Source organism: Corallococcus sp. AB045 (assembly GCF_003668895.1).
GTDB lineage: Bacteria > Myxococcota > Myxococcia > Myxococcales > Myxococcaceae > Corallococcus > Corallococcus coralloides.
The window spans coordinates 1-15,053 of record NZ_RAWN01000222.1; the positions used below are offsets into that span (position 1 = coordinate 1).

The 15,053-nt window shown below is 69.6% G+C and carries 14 protein-coding genes and 1 pseudogene; 5 read left to right on the forward strand and 10 right to left on the reverse strand.

What is annotated here, in order from left to right; genetic code table 11:
* Nucleotides 1–71: 71 nt before the first annotated feature.
* Together epsV and epsU are read left to right on the forward strand one after the other, a co-directional pair.
* A pseudogene (gene epsV, locus D7Y21_RS34925) lies at nt 72–1,505 on the forward strand (PCP family exopolysaccharide biosynthesis protein EpsV); the annotation flags it as partial.
* A 55-nt stretch (nt 1,506–1,560) separates the two neighbouring features.
* On the forward strand, nt 1,561–2,772 hold the full coding sequence (epsU, locus tag D7Y21_RS34930) for an exopolysaccharide biosynthesis GT2 family glycosyltransferase EpsU (RefSeq protein ID WP_120564617.1): 1,212 nt from the start codon (nt 1,561–1,563) through the stop codon (nt 2,770–2,772).
* 72 nt (nt 2,773–2,844) lie between these two features.
* On the opposite strand, the gene D7Y21_RS34935 is transcribed toward epsU, so the two are convergent.
* From D7Y21_RS34935 to epsH, 6 genes are read right to left on the reverse strand one after another with little or no spacing between them, the layout of a single operon-like run.
* On the reverse strand, nt 2,845–3,351 hold the full coding sequence (locus tag D7Y21_RS34935) for a MerR family DNA-binding protein (protein ID WP_158619305.1): 507 nt from the start codon (nt 3,349–3,351) through the stop codon (nt 2,845–2,847).
* Nucleotides 3,326–3,766 carry a hypothetical protein gene (locus D7Y21_RS34940; protein ID WP_121717985.1) on the reverse strand — a complete coding sequence of 147 codons (441 nt, stop codon included), beginning with the start codon at nt 3,764–3,766 and terminating at the stop codon, nt 3,326–3,328. The genes D7Y21_RS34935 and D7Y21_RS34940 overlap by 26 nt, the downstream gene beginning before the upstream one ends.
* Nucleotides 3,767–3,815: 49 nt before the next feature.
* Nucleotides 3,816–4,247, reverse strand: a complete 432-nt coding sequence (locus D7Y21_RS34945) for a hypothetical protein (protein WP_121717986.1) — start codon at nt 4,245–4,247, stop codon at nt 3,816–3,818.
* A gap of 10 nt (nt 4,248–4,257) precedes the next feature.
* A complete protein-coding gene (locus D7Y21_RS34950; RefSeq protein WP_121717987.1) occupies nt 4,258–4,974 on the reverse strand; it encodes a double-CXXCG motif protein in 717 nt (238 codons plus the stop codon).
* Nucleotides 4,974–5,669: a TIGR02269 family lipoprotein gene (locus D7Y21_RS34955; protein WP_120564622.1), complete on the reverse strand. Its 696-nt coding sequence runs from the start codon at nt 5,667–5,669 to the stop codon at nt 4,974–4,976. Before D7Y21_RS34955 ends, D7Y21_RS34950 begins: the two co-directional genes overlap by 1 nt.
* 21 nt (nt 5,670–5,690) lie before the next feature.
* Nucleotides 5,691–7,001, reverse strand: a complete 1,311-nt coding sequence (epsH, locus tag D7Y21_RS34960) for an exopolysaccharide biosynthesis glycosyltransferase EpsH (RefSeq protein WP_121717988.1) — start codon at nt 6,999–7,001, stop codon at nt 5,691–5,693.
* A 56-nt stretch (nt 7,002–7,057) separates the two neighbouring features.
* Between epsH and wzy the strand changes: the two genes are divergently transcribed.
* Nucleotides 7,058–8,623 carry an exopolysaccharide repeat unit polymerase gene (gene wzy / locus D7Y21_RS34965; RefSeq protein ID WP_120564624.1) on the forward strand — a complete coding sequence of 522 codons (1,566 nt, stop codon included), beginning with the start codon at nt 7,058–7,060 and terminating at the stop codon, nt 8,621–8,623.
* On the opposite strand, the gene D7Y21_RS34970 is transcribed toward wzy, so the two are convergent.
* Together D7Y21_RS34970 and D7Y21_RS34975 are read right to left on the reverse strand one after the other, a co-directional pair.
* Nucleotides 8,620–9,075: a hypothetical protein gene (locus tag D7Y21_RS34970; RefSeq protein WP_121717989.1), complete on the reverse strand. Its 456-nt coding sequence runs from the start codon at nt 9,073–9,075 to the stop codon at nt 8,620–8,622. The two genes, wzy and D7Y21_RS34970, sit on opposite strands and share 4 nt — an antisense overlap.
* Before the next feature lie 128 nt (nt 9,076–9,203).
* On the reverse strand, nt 9,204–10,250 hold the full coding sequence (locus D7Y21_RS34975; protein WP_120564627.1) for a cation diffusion facilitator family transporter: 1,047 nt from the start codon (nt 10,248–10,250) through the stop codon (nt 9,204–9,206).
* Between the two features lie 166 nt (nt 10,251–10,416).
* On the opposite strand from D7Y21_RS34975, the gene D7Y21_RS34980 reads away from it, so the two are divergent.
* Nucleotides 10,417–12,024, forward strand: a complete 1,608-nt coding sequence (locus D7Y21_RS34980; RefSeq protein ID WP_121717990.1) for a mechanosensitive ion channel family protein — start codon at nt 10,417–10,419, stop codon at nt 12,022–12,024.
* Between the two features lie 4 nt (nt 12,025–12,028).
* On the opposite strand, the gene D7Y21_RS34985 is transcribed toward D7Y21_RS34980, so the two are convergent.
* On the reverse strand, nt 12,029–12,577 hold the full coding sequence (locus D7Y21_RS34985; RefSeq protein ID WP_158619307.1) for an RNA polymerase sigma factor: 549 nt from the start codon (nt 12,575–12,577) through the stop codon (nt 12,029–12,031).
* A gap of 429 nt (nt 12,578–13,006) precedes the next feature.
* On the opposite strand from D7Y21_RS34985, the gene D7Y21_RS34990 reads away from it, so the two are divergent.
* On the forward strand, nt 13,007–13,660 hold the full coding sequence (locus D7Y21_RS34990) for a DUF6445 family protein (RefSeq protein WP_233591681.1): 654 nt from the start codon (nt 13,007–13,009) through the stop codon (nt 13,658–13,660).
* Between the two features lie 3 nt (nt 13,661–13,663).
* Here D7Y21_RS34990 and epsE read toward each other — a convergent pair whose 3' ends face one another.
* On the reverse strand, nt 13,664–14,878 hold the full coding sequence (gene epsE, locus D7Y21_RS34995; protein ID WP_120564631.1) for an exopolysaccharide biosynthesis GT4 family glycosyltransferase EpsE: 1,215 nt from the start codon (nt 14,876–14,878) through the stop codon (nt 13,664–13,666).
* Nucleotides 14,879–15,053 lie beyond the last annotated feature (175 nt).

Here is a 15,053-nt window from a genome sequence, read left to right on the forward strand (position 1 = left end):
GCGCACGAAGCCCAGCCCGTCGAACAGGAAGCCCCAGTCGATGAGGTCCGCCGTACGTCCCCGAGCGCGAAGAGACAAACGCGCCGGCGGACCTCATCGACTGGGGCTTCCTGTTCGACGGGCTGGGCTTCGTGCGCAGGGCCATCTTCCGGCACTGGTTCCTGGGGCTGTGCATCGTCGCGGTGATGGCGGGGCTGGGTTCGGCGGCGGCGAAGCTGATGCCGCGCAAGTACCACGTCGAGACGCGGATGCTGACGTACCGCAACCTCATCATCTCCTCGCTGGTGAACCCGGGCCGGTCCATCCCGGTGGAGGCGGATCAACCCACGCGCGCCGCGTGGGAGATGGTGCTCAGCCGCGGCAACCTCAAGTCCGTGGTGAAGAACGCGAAGCTCATCGAGTACTGGGACCACATGCGCTCGCCCATGAGCCGCATGAAGGAGCAGTACCTGAAGAAGGCTCCGCCTCCCATGACGGACGAGGAGAAGGAGGAGGCGCTCATCGCGATGCTGGAGACCAGCCTCATCGTGATGGCGGAGGGCGGCAGCGGCACGGTCACCATCGGGGTGGACTGGAGCGATCCGCAGATGGCCTTCAACATCGTGGAGGCCGCGGCGCAGAACTTCCTGGACATGCGCCATGACTCGGAGATGGGCGCCATCTCCGAATCCGTGAACATCCTCCAGGGCCAGGTGGCCAACGAGGCCGCCAACATCAAGCAGGCCATCGCGGACCTGGAGCGCGCGGTGCGGGCCGCGGATGCGCGCCGCAAGAAGAAGGAAGCGGACCCCAAGCAGGCCAGCGCGCGGCAGGCGCTGTTGCAGACGGACCACGCGCTCGCGCAGCTGAAGTTCCTGGTGCAGGCCAAGCGCCGCGCCATCCGCGACGTGGAGGAGTTCCGCGGCCGCCGCCTCACGGAGCTGCGCTCGCAGCTGGCGGAGCAGCGCGTCGTGTTCTCCCCGCAGCACCCGGTGATTGTCGACCTGGAGCAGCGCGTGGCGACGATGCAGGCGGACTCGCCGCAGCTGACGTCCCTGCGCTCCGAGGAGCAGTCGCTCATCCAGGAGTACCTGCGCATGGGCGGCACGGACGTGGACTCCACGACCGAGGGCACGAGCCTGGCGGCGGGCTTCGGCGCGCCCATGGCGGGCGCGATGCTGGGCACGCCGGATGATCCGGAGGTGGCGGTGGCCACGGACCGGATGCGCATGGTGGTGATGCGGCACCAGGAGAAGCTGCGCCGGCTGGACCAGGCGCAGACGGAGCTGGAGATTTCGAAGGTGTCCATGAAGCACCGCTACAGCGTGCTGTTGCCGGCGCTCTTCCCGGAGAAGCCGTCCAAGCCGAACCCGAAGCTCATCGCCATCGCGGGCGTGGTGGGCGGGGTGGCGCTGGCGGTGTTCGCGGCGGTGGCGCTGGACATCCTGCGCCGCCGGGTCCTGGAGAAGTGGCAAGTGGAGCGGCTGCTCAAGTTGCCGGTGCTGGCGGAGCTGGAACGGCGCTGAAGGTTCGTGCGCTCGGCCGTCCTTCGGATGGCGCGAGCGCGGGGGTGACACTGTCGTGACGGTCTGGACCTGGGTGGACGTGGCGCTGTGCGTGGGACTGCTGCCGGTGGTGGTGGGCTGCGGCTACCTGCTGCTCTTGACGCTGTTGTCGGGGCGCAAGGCGGCGCCGGTGCCGCCGTCGCCGGCGGTGCGGAAGTTCGACGTCATCATCCCCTCGCACAACGAGGAGCTGGGCATTGCCCGGACGGTGGCGAACCTGTCCGCGGTGGACTACCCGGCGCACCTGCGGCGCATCATCGTGGTGGCGGACAACTGCTCGGACGCGACGGCCCAGAAGGCGCGGGAAGCGGGCGCCACGGTGCTGGAGCGCCAGGACGCGGAGAAGCGCGGCAAGGGCTACGCGCTGGCGCACGCCTTCGAGCACAGCCAGCGTGACGGCTTCGCGGACGCGGTGGTGGTGGTGGACGCGGACACGGTGGTGTCCGCGAACCTGCTGCACGCCTTCGCCCGCCGGCTGGAGGACGGGGCGCACGGCGTGCAGGCGCACTACGGCGTGATGAACCCCACGGCGTCGTGGCGCACGCGGCTGATGACCATCGCGCTGGGGATGTTCCACCGCGTGCGCTCCATGGGGCGCGAGCGGATGGGCGTGTCCTGCGGCCTGCGCGGCAACGGCATGTGCTTCACGCACGCGGTGCTGAAGCAGGTGCCGCACGACGCGTTCAGCGTGGTGGAGGACCTGGAGTACGGCATCCGCCTGGCGCGCGCGGGGCACCGCGTGCACTACGCCTGGGAGGCGGAGGTGCTGGGCGAGATGGTCACGGCGGAGAAGCAGAGCCGCTCTCAGCGCCAGCGCTGGGAGGGCGGACGCGCGCAGATGCGCAAGCTCCACGGGTGGCCGCTGCTCAGCGACGCGCTGAAGCAGAAGAGCGGGCTCTTGCTGGACCTGTCCATGGACGTGCTGGTGCCGCCCCTGAGCCAGCTGGTGCTGGCGACGGTGGCGGGCTCGGTGCTTGCGGCCGGCGTGGTGTGGCTGTCCGGCGGCACGGCGGTCGCGGCGTCCGCGCTGGCGTCGTTCGGGCTGATGTCGCTGACGCTGTACGTGCTGCGCGGCTGGTGGGTGTCCGGCGTGGGGGCGCGTGGCCTGCTGGACCTGGCGTGGGCACCCTTCTACGTGGTGTGGAAGGTGTGGCTGATGGTGCGCGGCCCCGGCGCGGAGAAGCGCGGCGAGTGGGTGCGCACCACGCGCGAGGCGGAGCGGCGGTAGCGCGCGTCCGCTCGGTGGGTCCGGGCGCAGGGGTCTCCCCTGCGTACCGTGGACCCCGGGCTTGGGGCTCGTTCAGCCGGTCCGCGTCTTGGGCGCAGGCCGCCGGGCCTTGGCGGTGGAGGACGCGGCTTGGGCCTTGCGCTTCGCTGGATGCGCGGGTGCTCCGAGCGACGCCTGGATGGGACACACGGTGTCCGGAGGGCAGAAGCCTTCCGCCATCAGGGTGGTGATGGCGCGGCGCATGCGGCGCAGGTCGTCGATGCGCGCGTCGATGGCCTGGACCTTCGCCTCGGCGAAGCGGGCCACGTCGCGAGTGGGGGTGCCGCGCCGGTCGGTGAGGGCGAGCACGGCGGACACCTCCTTCAGCGTGAAGCCCAGCTCCTGCGAGCGGCGGATGAAGCGCACGCGGATGGCGGCGTCCGGGCCGTAGAGGCGCTGGCCGCTCTCGCTGCGGTCCATGGGCAGGAGCAGCTTGCGGCGCTCGTAGAAGCGCAGCGTGGACAGCTTCACGCCGGATTCACGGGCGAGCGCGCCGATGCGCAAGGGGGCTGCTTCAACGGGCCGTCGCGGGGATGCCACCACGCCACCTCCTGGCGCCGAGGATGACACCGCCCTGGGCGAACATCCACGCCAGCTCCAGCACGAGGAAGACGACGAGCACTCGCGTCGCACCCTGCGTGAGCGACCACGCCATCCAGGTGGAGAACAGCGCCCGGCCCGCGGTGTCCACGGCGCCGTTGAACGCGGTGGGATGGACGAGCCGCACGACGGACCACAGCGTCACGATGGTGCCGAACAGGGCCACGAAGAACAGGTGCGTGGAGGTGAACGCGGGGAGTGGATCACCACCCAGGCCCAGCGCGTGGTGCACGGACCGGATGCCCGCGAGCACCGCGTTCGCGGTCCACGGCGTGGCGAAGGGGACGGTGACGACGAAGTCGTACAGCGCGCTGGCGAAGACGACACGGCGAAGCAGGGACGGTTCAGGGTTCATGCGAAGGACCGTAACCCCTGCACCTTGGTGCAGAGGCAAGGGCCTCCGCTCAGCTCCCCGTCGCGGGAGCCACGTCCCGCCGCCGCGCGCCGAGCAGGAGCGCGCCCTGCACGAACATGCCGGCGGCCTCCATCACGAGGAACACGCCAAGCACCTGCGACGCCCCCTGCGTGATCGCCAGCACCATCCACGCGGAGACGAGCCCCCGGCCCACCGTGTCGATGGCGCCATGCAACGCGGTGGGCTGGAGGACGCGGACCAGCGCCCACATGACGGCGACCACACCGAAGAGGGCTACGAAGAACACGTGCGTGGGCGTGAAGGCAGGCACGGCCTCTCCGCCCAGCGACAGGCCCTCGTGCGCCCAGCTCATGACGCCCACCATCGCTCCCGCCGTCCACGGCGTGGCGAACGGAAGCGTGACGCACAGGTCGTACACCGCGAAGCCACGGACGGCGCGGCGAAGCAGCGAGGAGCTCATGCCCGGAACCCTATCCCCCGCCGCCCACGGGAAGCTCCTTGAAGAGGACATCCAGGGGTCCGAGGCCACGCGCCACCTCCACGAAACGCTCGGTCGCGACAATCAACGTCACGGCATCCGTCAGCCGGAAGATGTCCAGGTCCGGTGGCAACGACGCGCCCTCCAGCCGGCACTCCTCCGGCATGGCCGCATCCACCCGTCCACAGGTTGCACAGGGCGGCGGCCCCAATGGGAACAACCGCCCACGCGCCGTGAGCTCCAGTTCATGGAGCGTCGGAATCGCTGCCCCGCTTGGAGTCAGCTCCGCCCTCACCGGCACAAGGCCTTGAAGCCCGGCGATCCGCAGCGCGTCCAGGGCGTCCTCCCGCACCAGGAGCTTCCATGGATCCCTCAAGACGAGGGGGCCGAACGTCCCCTCCGCGGTCCCAACCAGGGGACCGAAGGTCGTCCCGGGCTCCACTTGAGCCCCAGGTGGCAACAACGGCTTCACCTGCTCCAGGAGCCGTGCGTAACGCGCGAAGGGTTCCAGGCGCGGCGTCTCAAGCTCCGTCCGCATCGGGTGCTGGGACAGGTCCACGGAGGGATAGGCCAGTGCGATGCCACTCCAAGTCTCACCGCAGGCAGGGCACTCCACGCCAGGCAACATCCAGCGCGCATCCGCCTGATAGCTCCCCGTCCAGACACGAGGCGCGTCGTAGTGCGGCGTGCTCAGTTCGAAGTAGCGCATCAGTCATCCCTGGGAAAGGGACCCAGCTCGATGCTCTGCCAGTAGGTCATCGTCAGTCCGAACAGGCCGAACTGCTGGATCATCTTCGATGCTTGTTCGAAGTGCTGCGGCTTGGTGGCCCGGCCGTAGGTCCTCGAGAAGAACATGCGCCACTCGCCATTCCAGGGGCCGCCATCAGTGCCCCGGTGGATCCGCGCATGCAGGTCCTTGTCGATGGCCATGACGTAGTCATGCACGTTGATGCCTTTGGAGAGGAAGTACGCCGTGTACTGCTGGGGGAAGAGATGGTGTTTCTCCTTGGGACGCCGGGCCCATTCCTCCATGGCCTGCTGGCGGCGCACTTCGCTCGGGAGGCGCTCGCGCGGATACCAGCGGAACACCATGACCGGCTGCCGGTCCCCCGGCAGCCCCTGCGCACTGCCCCAGTTCCGCTGTGCGGTGCCCCCAGGCGCCACGAACACGGGCGCAGTCGCGCGCGTGCGGACAATCCCGGAGGACGCGAGATCTTCACAGAAGAAGAGCGCGCATTCCGTCTCGGTACAGAGCGTGGCGACACAGCGGTCCCCTGCGTCCGGCTCGCAGCCCTGTCCGATCTCCGCCCGCGCCCAGACCTGAAGCGGAGTCCCTACAGGGGGCGCCCCGGAAGACGCGCACCCCAGGACTCCCGCGATGAGGCCCAGCGCCCACCTTCGCATGGCGGACCCTTCCCGCGGCCCTCAGTCCGCCAGCGGCATGCCGAAGTCAGGCTGGCCGCGCTCGCCGGACACCCAGCGATACACCTCCAGCACCTGCTCCGCCTTCGCCTTCCACGTGAAGTGCTTGAAGATGCGCGCCCGCGCGCGCTCGCCCATGGGGCCAATCACGGACGGATCCGCGACCAGCTTCTCCAGGACTCCGCGCACGCGCTCCACGATCTCCTGCGGCGTGCCCATGGGGATGGCGAAGCCCGTGGACGGACTGACGATCTCTCCCGGACCGCCGTAGTCCATCACGATGGGCACCAGCCCCAGCGCCATCGCCTCCGCCACCACCGCGCCGCCGAACTCGCGCACGCTCGGGAAACCGAAGATGTGGTTCTTCGACAGGCGGCCCTGCAGCTCCTGGTGCTTCACCCAGCCCGCGAACGTCACGCCGTTCTCCAGGCCGCTCCTCGCCACCTGCGCGCGCAGGTTCTGCATCTCCGCGCCGTCGCCGATGAGCTCCACCTGCACCTTGCCCTCACGCACCAGCGGCGCCGCCGCGTCGATGAGCATCGCCATGCCCTTGTACGGCACGAAGCGCCCCACGAACGCCACCCGCAGCGGCTCACCCGGCTTCGGCGGCTCCGCCTTCGACGAACCGAAGCGCCGCACGTCGATGGCGTTCTCCGGGATGTAGACGACCTTGTCCTGGTACTCCCGCGACAGCTGCGCCCGCGTCGCCCGCGAGCCCATCATCAGCGCCGCCGCGTTCTGCCGCGTCGACTTGTAGAAGGGCATCAGCTTGTAGACGTCCCGGATGTAGCTCAGCCACTCGCGCTCACGCACGCGCGCGTCCCCGAAGCCCTTGGGCCACGGCAGGCCGCCGTTCATGGGGCCCATGATGAAGGGCACACCGGCGTCCGCGCACCGCGCCGCCAACGTGCTGGGCGTCGTGGGGCTGATGGGCGTGTAGCGGTGCACCACGTCGAATTCCTTCGCGCGGATGCGGTCCCCGAAGCGCCGCCAGAGCAGCTCCTCGAAGTAGTAGTACGGCAGCACGCTCAGCGCCGTGGCCGTCGTCCAGCCCACGCCCGCCTTGCCGCGCAGCACCTCGCCCACCTTCTCCAGCGGACGCTCCACCGGCGTGGAGTCCAGGGCCGTGAAGTCCTTCCCCTCCACCAGCCCCTGCTTGAGGATGTTCTCGCGGTTGCGGACCTGGGTGACCAGGTGCACATCCGCCACCTCGGCGAGCGCCCTTGCCAGGGACCAGCCTTCCAGGGGGACGCTCACCCAGTCTGGGTTGCACAGCTCAGCAATCAGGAGGACGCGGGGTCGGGTGCCAGCCATACGCCTTCCGCATCTATCCCAACACGGGCCCGGGATATAGCCTCCCCCCCGCTCGAATGGCCTTCAAACCCTCGCCCGCCGCCTGGCTCCAGTACATCGTCATGGTCGTGGGCCTGGGCGCCGTCACCCTGGGTGCGGCCGCCGTGGGTAACGGGGACCCCATCGTCACCCTGGCACCCGTGCTGGCGCTCACCGTGGGGTGGGTCATCATCAAGGTGCCGCTGCGCTACCTGGCCATCACGGTGCTCTACCTGGTGCTCGCGGTGGACTACACACCCGAGCGCCCCCAGTCGATGTTCTGGCCGTCGCCGCTCTTCCCGCTGGGCAAGCTGCTCTTCACGCAGATGCATGAGCTGGTGGGCATTGGCGCCCTGCGCTTCCCGCTCATCGACGGGCTCATCATTGGCTCCATTGGCATCGGCATCTACCGGCGGGCCACGAAGTCCAAGATTGATCCACCGGTGGTGCCCATCCCCCGGCCGCTGGCGGTGGTGCTGGCGATTTCGTTCTTCTCCATCATGTGGATGGAGGTGTGGGGCATCGCGCGGGGCGGGGACATCAAGAACTCGCTCTGGCAGTGGCACCAGGCCGCGGTGCTCCCGCTGGTGGGCATGATGTACCACTACAGCCTGCGCGGGCCGGAGGACTGGCCCCTGGTGGCGAAGACCATCATCGCGGCGGCGCTGACCAAGTCCGCGGTGAGCACCTACTTCGCGCTCGTCATCGTGCCGGCCCAGCACCTGGAGGTGGAGTACACCACCTGCCACTCGGACTCGATGACGTTCATCTTCGCCATCAGCGTGTGCATCATGCGCTGGCTGGAGCGGCCCAAGTCCGGCCACGCCATCCGAGGCCTCCTCATCATCATCCTGGTGTTCATCGGGATGTTCTTCAACGACCGCCGGCTCGCGTACGTGAGCCTCGTGGGCGGGCTGGCCGCGGCGTACTTCTTCAACCCGTGGACGCCGCTGAAGAAGTTCATCACGCGCGGGCTCATCGCGTGCTCACCGCTGCTGGTCGTGTACTTCCTGGTGGGGTGGAGCTCCAACAGCAGCGTGTTCAAGCCGGTGGCGACCTTCCGCTCCATCATCGAGGGTCAGCACGCCGAAGGAGAGCTGGACTACCGCGACATCGAGAACCTCAACCTCATCGCCACCTGGAACACGAACCCCGTGTTCGGCACGGGCTACGGGCACGAGTTCCTGGAGCCCTACCCGCTGCCCAACATCGCGTTCGTGTTCCCCACGTACCGCTTCCACCCGCACAACTCGCTGTTGGGCCTGCTGGCCTTCGGCGGGTGGTTCGGGTTCACGGGCGTGTGGATGTACCTGGTGGTGACGGTGTACCTGGCGGCGCGCTCGTACCATCGAGCGTACGCGGCGGAACATCGAACCGCATGCCTGCTCATCGTGGGCGTGGTGGCGTCCTACCTGAACCAGGTGTTCGGAGACATGGGCATCATCTCGTACATCTGCACGTTCCAGGTCGCGGTGTGCTCGGTGCTCGCGGGCAAGCTGGCCATGGTCACCGGCGCGTGGCCGTGGCCGCAGCGGGAGAAGGTGCTGGGCCTGACACGCGCGACGCCGGATGAGGCCCCGCCCTCGGGTGCGACGGCGGCCTAGCGCTGGATGGAGAGGATGCGCCACTGACGCGTGTCGATAGCGTACGTGGCGCTCGCGTCCGTCACGGGCCCTTCGGAGTTGCAGGCGTCCTGCCTGGGCACGAAGCGCACGAACATCACGCCCTCCGGGCCGGGCGCCGTCCACACGTCGAAGGAGTCCCGCCGGTAGAGGCACAGCTCGTCCGCGGTCGCGCCCTTGTGCGGCTTCACATCCAGCGGACGGAAGTCATCCATCGCCAGCTGCGTCGCCACCGCCACCATGGCGGGCGTCTGCGTGCGCCCCTCCGCGGGCAGGTCCAACGGGAACTGGAAGCGGGCCATCTCCTCGTCGGAGGCGCGTGGCGGACGGATGGGCCGCGCGAAGAGCACGCAGCCGGAGAGGGGCAACGCCAGCAGCGCCACCAGCCCGCGCTTCACCCACACCCGCCGCGATGACGAACCCTGGCGCCCCATCTAGTCCTCCACGGGCGTGATGAAGCCCGTGTCCTTGATGGGAAGCAAGCTTCGTGACGGTGCCTATCGAATCAAATTGGACCTGTGGAGTCCAACACCATGCCTGACCTCAGCAGTCCTACCAAACCTCACCCGGTGCGGGCGCGGAGCTCCGCGGCCTCGGCGGCGGCGGCGGTCAGGTGCTCCAGCTCCAGGTCGATGTGCTTCGCCTGCGGGATGGCGCGGCGGACCTCCGCTTCGATGGCGTCGATCTCCTCGCTCAGGGTGCGGATGAGGTGCCGGGCCGCGTCCGTCAACGCGCGCTCGCGCTCCGCGCCCACCGGGGGCAGCCCCTGCGCCGGCAGGGCCTCCGCCAGCCGGGCGGCCACGAAGGACTCGCTGAAGCGCAGCTCCGCCTTGAACTGGTAGGACTCCGGGGTGAGCTGCCGCGTCTTCACGTCGTGCAGGTCCGCCAGGCTTACGCGCGCGCGCAGCAGCTCCTCGAAGCGCTGCTCCACGTCCGCGGGCACCGACCGGCCGAGCAACAGCTCCCGGTTCGCCACCATCAGGTAGATGGCGATGAGCCCCAGCAGCACGCCCACCGTGAGCGACGCCAGCGCGTCCCACAGCGGGTTGCCCGTCACGTGCGCCAGCGCGATGCCCGCCGTCGCCAGCACCAGGCCCAGCACCGCCGCGCCGTCCTCCAGCAGGATGGCCACCGACGCGGGGTCGGCCTTCGTCCGCACGAAGCGGAAGAAGGGCTCGCCCGCGGCCTGCTTGAGGAGCCCGCGCACCGCGAACAGCAGCACGCCGCCCTCGATGAGGAACGACAGCCCCAGCACCCCGAACGTCACCGGCCCCGTCTCCGCCACGTGCGGGTGAAGGAGCGACTGGATGCCGTGGTAGACGGTCACGCCGCAGCCCACGAAGAAGATGCCGGACGCGGACAGGATGCCGAAGATGAAGCGCTCGCCTCCGTAGCCGTACGGGTGCGAGTCGTCCTCCACGCGCGCCGCCCGCTTCAATCCCAGGAACAACAACACCTGGTTGCCCGTATCCGCCGCCGAGTGGATCGCCTCCGACAACATCGCCCCCGACCCCGACAGGAGGAAGGCGATGAACTTGATGAACGTGACCAACACGTTGCCGGACAGCGCGGCGATGACGGCCTTGAGCGACGAAGCAGGAGCGGACATGGAGGTGCTAAACCTACCATGGGGCGCCCTCCCGCCCGTCCGCCCTACACCCTACCCTTGTCCTTCCGCGTCATCACCGCTGGACAGCCTCCGCCCAGGGTGATTGTTTGCCCTCAAATTACATAGAGATTGGGAGAGCGCCGTGCGCCGTTTCGTGCCGCCGTGGATGTGGTTGTTGCTGCTGTTGGGGCCCGTGGGGGCCTTCGCGCTGAACGCGGGGCTGCCGCCGCCTCCGCCGGAGGTGGACCGGAGCACGCCCACGGCGACGGCGGCGGGGTTCCTGGACGCGGCGCATGCTCGGGACGGGCTGCGGGCGCCGCACTACCTGGACCTGTCGCGGCTGCCTCCGGAGACGCAGGCGGAGGAGGGGCTGAAGCTGGCGCGGCGGCTGGTGGTGGTGATGGACCGGACGCTGTGGCTGGACTTCGCGCGCATCGGCAAGGAGCCGGCGGGCCCCGGGGAGCGCGCCCGCCACGAGGTGCTGGGCCAGGTGGCCACGACGCGAGGCCCCCAGGACATCGTGCTGGAGCGCGTGGACGCGGAAGGAGGCCCGGTGTGGGTCTTCAGCGCGGACACGGTGGGCGCCATCGACACGCTGTTCCAGGAGCACGGGTCGCCGCTCCTGGAGATGCTGCCGCCCGTGTTCTTCACGCGTCCGCTGTGGGTGCTGGAGGCGTGGCAGTGGCTGGGGCTGGCGGTCGTGCTCGTGGGGGCGTGGGTGATGGGGCGGCTGGTGGAGGCGGTGGCGCTGCGGGTGGGGGCGCGGGCCGCGGGGCTGACGAAGTCCGGCTGGGATGACGAGCTGCTCGCCGCCGGGAAGGGGAGCATCCGCTTCGTGCTGGCGGGCGTGCTGGTGGCGGCGGGGGCGCGGTTCCTCAAGCTGCCCCCGCCGGCGCAGGAGACGGTGGACCTGGCGGCGCGCTCGGTGGTCATCGTGGCGGTGGCGCTGTTCGTGCTGCGCTTCCTCACCCGGGCCGCGCGCTTCCTGGAGACCAAGGTCGCGCAGTCGCCGGAGGGCACGGACGTGGCGCGGGTGCGCGGCCTGCGCACGCAGTTGGCCATCCTGCGGCGCGTGGTGGAGGTGGCGGTGGTGCTGGTGGCCGCGTCGCTGCTGCTCCTCCAGTTCGAGGCGGTGCGCAACGTGGGCGTGTCGCTGCTGGCGTCCGCGGGCATCGCGGGCCTGGCCATTGGCCTTGCTGCGCAGAAGTCGCTGTCCACGCTGTTCGCGGGCATCCAGCTGTCCATCACGCAGCCCATGCGCATTGGCGACACGGTCATCATCGAGAACGAGTGGGGGTGGATCGAGGAGATCACCCTCACCTACGTCGTGGTGAAGGTGTGGGACCTGCGCCGGCTGGTCATCCCCATCACGCAGTTCCTGGAGAAGCCGTTCCAGAACTGGAGCAAGGTGTCGCCGGAGATATTGGGCACGGCGGAGCTGTACGTGGACTTCCGCACGGACGTGCCCGCGGTGCGCGCGGAGCTCAAGCGCGTCCTGGAGCAGGAGTCCAACGGGCTGTGGGACGGCAAGGTGCAGGGGCTCCAGGTGACGGACCTGAGCGAGCGCACCATGAAGCTGCGCGCCCTGGTGAGCGCGGCGGATTCGGGCAAGGCGTTCGAACTGCGCTGCGTGGTGCGAGAGAAGCTGGTGGCCTACCTCCAGGCCCAGCCGCACGGACTGCCACTGCTGCGCGCGGAGGCCACGCCCCTGCCCTTCCCGGAGGAGAAGGCCGCGGGACCGGCGCTGCTGGCCGCGAGAGCGGGCAACACCTGAGGCCTCAGTGCCACGTGCCCACGGAGAGCCGGCGCTCCTCCGCGATGGGCTGGAGCCGCTCGCGCAGCTGTTCGCGCACCTGGTGGAGCCACCAGCCCACCGTGCCCGTGGAGCGGCCCACCTGGGCGCCGATGCTCACGTAGGAGCGCCCCTGCGCGCGCAGGTGGAACACTTCCCGCTGCTGCGGCGGGAGGCGCTCCACCGCTTCGCGCAGGTCCTTCTCCTGGATGAAGGTCCAGAGTTCGCCGCCCTCGGACTCCTCGGGGTCGTCCGCGAGCACCGTCACCCAGCCCGCGTTCACCGCCTTGCGCTGCTCCGCGCGGTGGTGGCGCAGCAGGCTGATGGCCCGCGTGTTGATGACCCGCCCCGTCCATGCACGGAAGGCCTCCGGCCCCTGAAGGTGCAGCCGCTCCTTCCACGCCTCGTCCAGCGCGTGCTGCACCAGGTCCTCCGCGTCCGCAGCATTCCCCAGGATGCGCTGGGCGTGCTTCAAGAGCCCTGAACGGAATTGGATGACCAGCGCCGCGAACGTCTGCATCTCTTTGTCAGCCATGGAAGTGCCCCCCGAGCTCCGTTTCCGCGCGGGCCCATGATGACAAAGCCTTCCAATACGGGCATGGCATTCTTTACCCGGATTACCCAGAGTGTCTGGAAATCCTATCCCACCCGGCCATTTCCGCCTCCAACGTCCCGAATGCATCCAGTGTCTGTCTTTTGGATGTCCATCCAGGGCAGGTGCACATGGGTTTCCGACAGAAGCGCGCCGGGGTGATCAGCAGTCGTCATCCGCGCGGAGACTCACGACGAAGGCCCTCCGGGGCGATTGACCCTGGGGCAAAACGCCCCGGTGTAGCGAGGCCCTCGGGCGGATGGGGCAGAACGCCCCGGCCCGATGCATGAAACACACGTGAAACACGGCAGGGTTCTTGCTGACACGCCTCCCATGCTCGAATCACGGCGCCCGGAGTCGGCAGTCCGCGACGTGCTTCCCTACCGGAAGCCGAAGCTGGGACGGGACTACTGGATCAAGGACAACGCGCTGCCCAACGCGCTGGAGGTCTACGAGCGCAACCTGGCCCGCGAGGACTGGACCATGGGCGCTCCGTGGCGGCCCGAAATCTGGCCCGGCATCCGCGCCCCCCACGCGCTCACGCCCGCGGAGCTGGCCCCCATCGAGCAGTGGATCCGCGAACAGGCCGGCGTGCGCGCCCTCAAGCAGGAGTCTCCCGCGCAGGGCTCGCTGTCCCACAACCACGTGCAGCTCGTGGGGGAGAAGGAGTCCACCGCGAAGCCGCACGTGGACTCGCTGGCGCTGTGCGACTTCGCGGGCGTCATCTACCTGCACCCGAAGCCGCCCGTGAGACACGTGGGCACGTCCTTCTACCGGCTGCGCATGCCCGGCGGCGGCCTGGGCGGCAACACCTGCCCTCCCGGCTGCGTCAACCTCACCCAGGCCTTCGGCGTAACGAAGCTGCCCTCGAACGCGTGGGCTCAGGACCTGGAGGTGGAGAACGTCTTCAACCGCCTCATCGTCTACCGAGCCGACTTCGTGCACTCGGCGACCGCGTACTTCGGGCAGGGCGACAAGCGGACCAAGCGCGCCACCGCCCTGTTCTTCTGGAAGGCCGTGCGCTGAAGGCTACGCGAGCATCCGCGCCAGCATGTCCGCGCTGCGCTCGCTGCTGAACTGCTCCTCCACCTTGCGGCGGCCGGCCTCGCCCAGCCGCACCGCTTCGGCCGGGTCACGCGCCAGCTTCTCCAGCTTCTCCGCCAGCACGGCGGGCGCCTGCGGCGGCACCAGCACGCCGTCCACGCCGTCGTCCACCAGCTCCTTCACGCCGCCCGCGCCTGTCACCACCACCGGCGCGCGCATCGCCATGGCCTCCATGATGGCCACGCCCAGCGGCTCCTGGAGGCTCGCCAGCGCGAAGAGGTGCGAGCGCTGGATGCCGTCCTTCACCACGTCCTCGCTCACCGCGCCCAGCAGCGTCACCGCGTCCGTGAGGCCGTCCTGCGCGAGCTTCGCCTCCAGCACCTTGCGGTACGTGGTGCCGCCCGCCTCGTCCTCGCCCGCGATGGACAGCCGCGCGTCGATGCCCTTCTTGCGCAGCATCCCCACCGCGTCGATGAGGTCCGCGTGCCCCTTGCACGGGTTCAGCCGGCCACACGAGAACAGCCGCAGCGGGCCCTCGCCGGACCACGGCTCATAGGCCACCGTGCGCTGGAAGCGCGACAGCTCCACGCCCATGGGCGCCAGCTCGATGCGGTCCGGCAGGCTCCCCGCCAGCTCCTGGCGCACTTCGCCCAACAGCTTCTTCGTGATGACGAAGGCGAACTTCGCGTGCCGCCACTTCTCCCGCTGGTTCGGCCCGTAGTCGTCCAGCGGCCCGTGCAGCGTCATGCTGTACGTGAGCCCCGACAGCAGGTGCGCGAACATGGCCACGTGCGCCGCGTTGGCGCAGGAGTGCACGTGCACGTGCGTCCAGCCGCGCTCGCGCGCCAGCGACGCCAGCCGGCCACCCATCACCGCGAACGCCACCAGCTGCGCGCGGCCCTTCGCGTCCAGGCCTTCCGCCCTCGCGATGGAGGCCAGCACCCGCGCCCAGCCCGTGGGCATGGACCGGGCAATCTCCAGCGCGGCCCGCAGCACGCCCAGGGGCGGCGGCGGCGCCAGGTACTCCGTGCGCGACATGGCCTCGCGTGCCCAGCTGTGGCTGATGATGCGCGCGGGCGGCGGACGGGTGGACACCAGCTCCGGTGACACGCCCTTCCCCGGCAGCGCCTGCAGCTCGCGCCAGAAGAAGATGTGGGTCTGTCCGGGGAACTCGGGAATCAGGTAGCCGATCTTCTGCACGCCTCTTCCATAACATGCCGCGTCCCCCACGCCCCCCCCGGTGGCCCCGCGGTCTTCCCCCTCACCGCGCTGGAGACTCGGGGGGTGTCAGCCGTGACAGCAGACCGGCGGCGCGCTCCTTCGCCTGCCCGCCCGCCCGGGTCGTTGGGTCATGACGCCTCATTGCGTTATACCT

Coding starts and splice junctions, on each gene's coding strand:
- D7Y21_RS34955 (WP_120564622.1), bottom strand. CDS start 5,669: ATGCGAAGGTGGGCGCTGGGCCTCATCGCGGGAGTCCTGGGGTGCGCG.
- D7Y21_RS34975 (WP_120564627.1), bottom strand. CDS start 10,250: ATGTCCGCTCCTGCTTCGTCGCTCAAGGCCGTCATCGCCGCGCTGTCC.
- D7Y21_RS34970 (WP_121717989.1), bottom strand. CDS start 9,075: ATGGGGCGCCAGGGTTCGTCATCGCGGCGGGTGTGGGTGAAGCGCGGG.
- epsH (WP_121717988.1), bottom strand. CDS start 7,001: ATGGCTGGCACCCGACCCCGCGTCCTCCTGATTGCTGAGCTGTGCAAC.
- D7Y21_RS34985 (WP_158619307.1), bottom strand. CDS start 12,577: ATGGCTGACAAAGAGATGCAGACGTTCGCGGCGCTGGTCATCCAATTC.
- D7Y21_RS34945 (WP_121717986.1), bottom strand. CDS start 4,247: ATGAGCTCCTCGCTGCTTCGCCGCGCCGTCCGTGGCTTCGCGGTGTAC.
- D7Y21_RS34940 (WP_121717985.1), bottom strand. CDS start 3,766: ATGAACCCTGAACCGTCCCTGCTTCGCCGTGTCGTCTTCGCCAGCGCG.
- D7Y21_RS34980 (WP_121717990.1), top strand. CDS start 10,417: ATGTGGTTGTTGCTGCTGTTGGGGCCCGTGGGGGCCTTCGCGCTGAAC.
- wzy (WP_120564624.1), top strand. CDS start 7,058: ATGGCCTTCAAACCCTCGCCCGCCGCCTGGCTCCAGTACATCGTCATG.
- D7Y21_RS34950 (WP_121717987.1), bottom strand. CDS start 4,974: ATGCGCTACTTCGAACTGAGCACGCCGCACTACGACGCGCCTCGTGTC.